This is a genomic window from Geobacillus sp., from assembly GCF_017515625.1.
GTDB lineage: Bacteria > Bacillota > Bacilli > Bacillales > Anoxybacillaceae > Geobacillus > Geobacillus stearothermophilus.
The window spans coordinates 1-1,860 of record NZ_JAFWFM010000140.1; the positions used below are offsets into that span (position 1 = coordinate 1).

At 48.9% G+C, this 1,860-nt stretch carries 3 protein-coding genes and 1 pseudogene; 1 reads left to right on the forward strand and 3 read right to left on the reverse strand.

Annotation, left to right across the window (positions count from 1 at the left end; genetic code table 11):
• Positions 1-188 (forward strand): annotated as a pseudogene (locus tag IKE44_RS08495) (DUF2515 family protein); the annotation flags it as partial.
• Between the two features lie 18 nt (positions 189-206).
• On the opposite strand, the gene IKE44_RS08500 reads toward IKE44_RS08495, so the two are convergent.
• The 3 genes from IKE44_RS08500 to IKE44_RS08510 form a co-directional block, all read right to left on the reverse strand.
• Positions 207-386, reverse strand: coding sequence for a YozD family protein (locus IKE44_RS08500; protein WP_287465623.1), 180 nt, complete (start codon positions 384-386; stop codon positions 207-209).
• 237 nt (positions 387-623) lie between these two features.
• Positions 624-1,265 carry a hypothetical protein gene (locus tag IKE44_RS08505; protein WP_287465625.1) on the reverse strand — a complete coding sequence of 214 codons (642 nt, stop codon included), beginning with the start codon at positions 1,263-1,265 and terminating at the stop codon, positions 624-626.
• Positions 1,266-1,395: 130 nt separating this feature from the next.
• Positions 1,396-1,614 (reverse strand): YozE family protein, encoded by a 219-nt coding sequence (locus IKE44_RS08510; protein WP_033015279.1) that lies wholly within the window; start codon positions 1,612-1,614, stop codon positions 1,396-1,398.
• Positions 1,615-1,860: the final 246 nt, after the last annotated feature.

Consider the following 1,860-nt stretch of genomic DNA (forward strand, 5'->3'; position numbering starts at 1 on the left):
GCCCCCGTCTTGAGGCAGCTTGGCCGGATCTCACCCATTCTTTTGACGATCGGCGCGACTGGTTCACCGACGACACGATCATGCGGGCGCTCGAGACGCTTCCGCTTCCGGCCTCAGGCGAGATGACCGACCGCTACGAGCGGCATTTGGCCATGATGAAAGCGGCCGCCATCGCGGCGGCCGAGTAATTGTAAAAACGACGACGGTTACTCGTCGTCGACATCAATCTCTTCGTCGATAATGCATTTTTCCAGCAAATAGTCAAACGTAATATCCGCGAGCTCTTCCAGTTCCTCCTGCGTCGGCACAAGGCCGCGGCGGATGAGTTGTAGGTAAAAAAATTCGGCGATCTCCTCCGTATCAATAATCACTTCAATCTCCTTCACTCCATCTCGCCCCCTTTGTAATGTTGTATGTCGCCGCCTTCCGTTTTATGTCAAAAATCATGTTGTACTACTTTTTCCGCTTCCTTCATACCATATGTACCAATAAAACAAAAAAATACGGAGGCGGAACAAAATGGACAAGCTGACGATTGCAGATAAAATAATGGAAACAATTGTTAACAGAATGGCTGCGTTCGTCCTCTTCGCCGGCATTCCCTACTTTCTCTTTGTTCTTTGTCAGTTCTTATTATGGTAGTTTACAATCGTTTGCAACCGTTGAACAACCGTTTCCATCATTCGTTTGTATTGGTCATCGCCGAACCATTCATACAGCGCTTTGTAGTCATTGTACATATCAAGCAGGTCGTCAACCGACGGCCCACTCTTTTCGCCGGCGGACGGCAGCGCGATCGAGGCCTTCATCGGCGCGGCGATCACGATATCTTGCACGAGCGTGACGGACGTTTCGTCCCCATCGGCCAGCGGAATCATATCTTCTAGATGGACTTCAATTTCCCAGCCGTCCGTCAGCCGTTTCAATTCATAAATCGTCTCTTCCCATCCTTCCCCATAATAGCGGTAAATTTCTGTCCGCACTCCAACGACTTTGAACAATTGGCCGCCATAATCGTGGACGCGGACAATTTCGCCAAGGAAAAACGGCAGCTCAATTTCAATTTCTTCGGCAATCCACAAATCGCCGGTAAATTCAGACAACAACACGAGCGTCTGCTCAGCAAACAGGCTATGGCCATGGTTGATTTCGTACAAAAACGTGCCGTCTACTTGCTGAATATCGGTGACGGTTCCGACTGTTCCGTACAATGTATTGACAACGATATCGCCGACAGAAAATTTCGGGCGTTTCGGCGCGCTCATTGGCATCTCCCACCCTTGTTGAACAAATGGTTAGTATAGTATATGCATGCATACAAGGGTGGACACCTTTGCCAGCGCGGAAAAACGATTGAAATCGCTGTCAATATTCAGAGCAAAACCCTCTTCCATGTTATGCTTCGTGTAAAAACTGCTCCCATAGTTCATCAAAGAGAACCATGCTTTCCAAATAATCGCCATGCACCTCCAAATACCCGCTGAGCTCCTCGTAGTCGGCCGATCCTTTTGGAAAGCTGTGGTCATCGTACGCCCCGTTCGCAAACCGGACGATTGGATCTTCTTCACACCCGTGGCGGAAGCGCAATAAGTAACGATAAAACGATCTTGCCATGTTTTCCCATCCCCTTCCTTTCTCTTTGTTGCTATTATAATGAGCTTTTTTCTGTTTGTGAAGCTTTTTTGCCGCTTGTATTGCCATCGTACGCGCCACGTTCGCGTTTCATGCCAACCATCGGGCCGCTGTTTCCATAAAATCCCCGTCCTTCTAGAAGCCGTTTCCAATGACCGATCCCGGACTAGCCATATGAAAAAGGGCTGACCCAAAAGAGCGGTAATGCTCCTATCTGGGGCGACATAA

Coding starts and splice junctions, on each gene's coding strand:
- IKE44_RS08510 (WP_033015279.1), bottom strand. CDS start 1,614: ATGGCAAGATCGTTTTATCGTTACTTATTGCGCTTCCGCCACGGGTGT.
- IKE44_RS08505 (WP_287465625.1), bottom strand. CDS start 1,265: ATGAGCGCGCCGAAACGCCCGAAATTTTCTGTCGGCGATATCGTTGTC.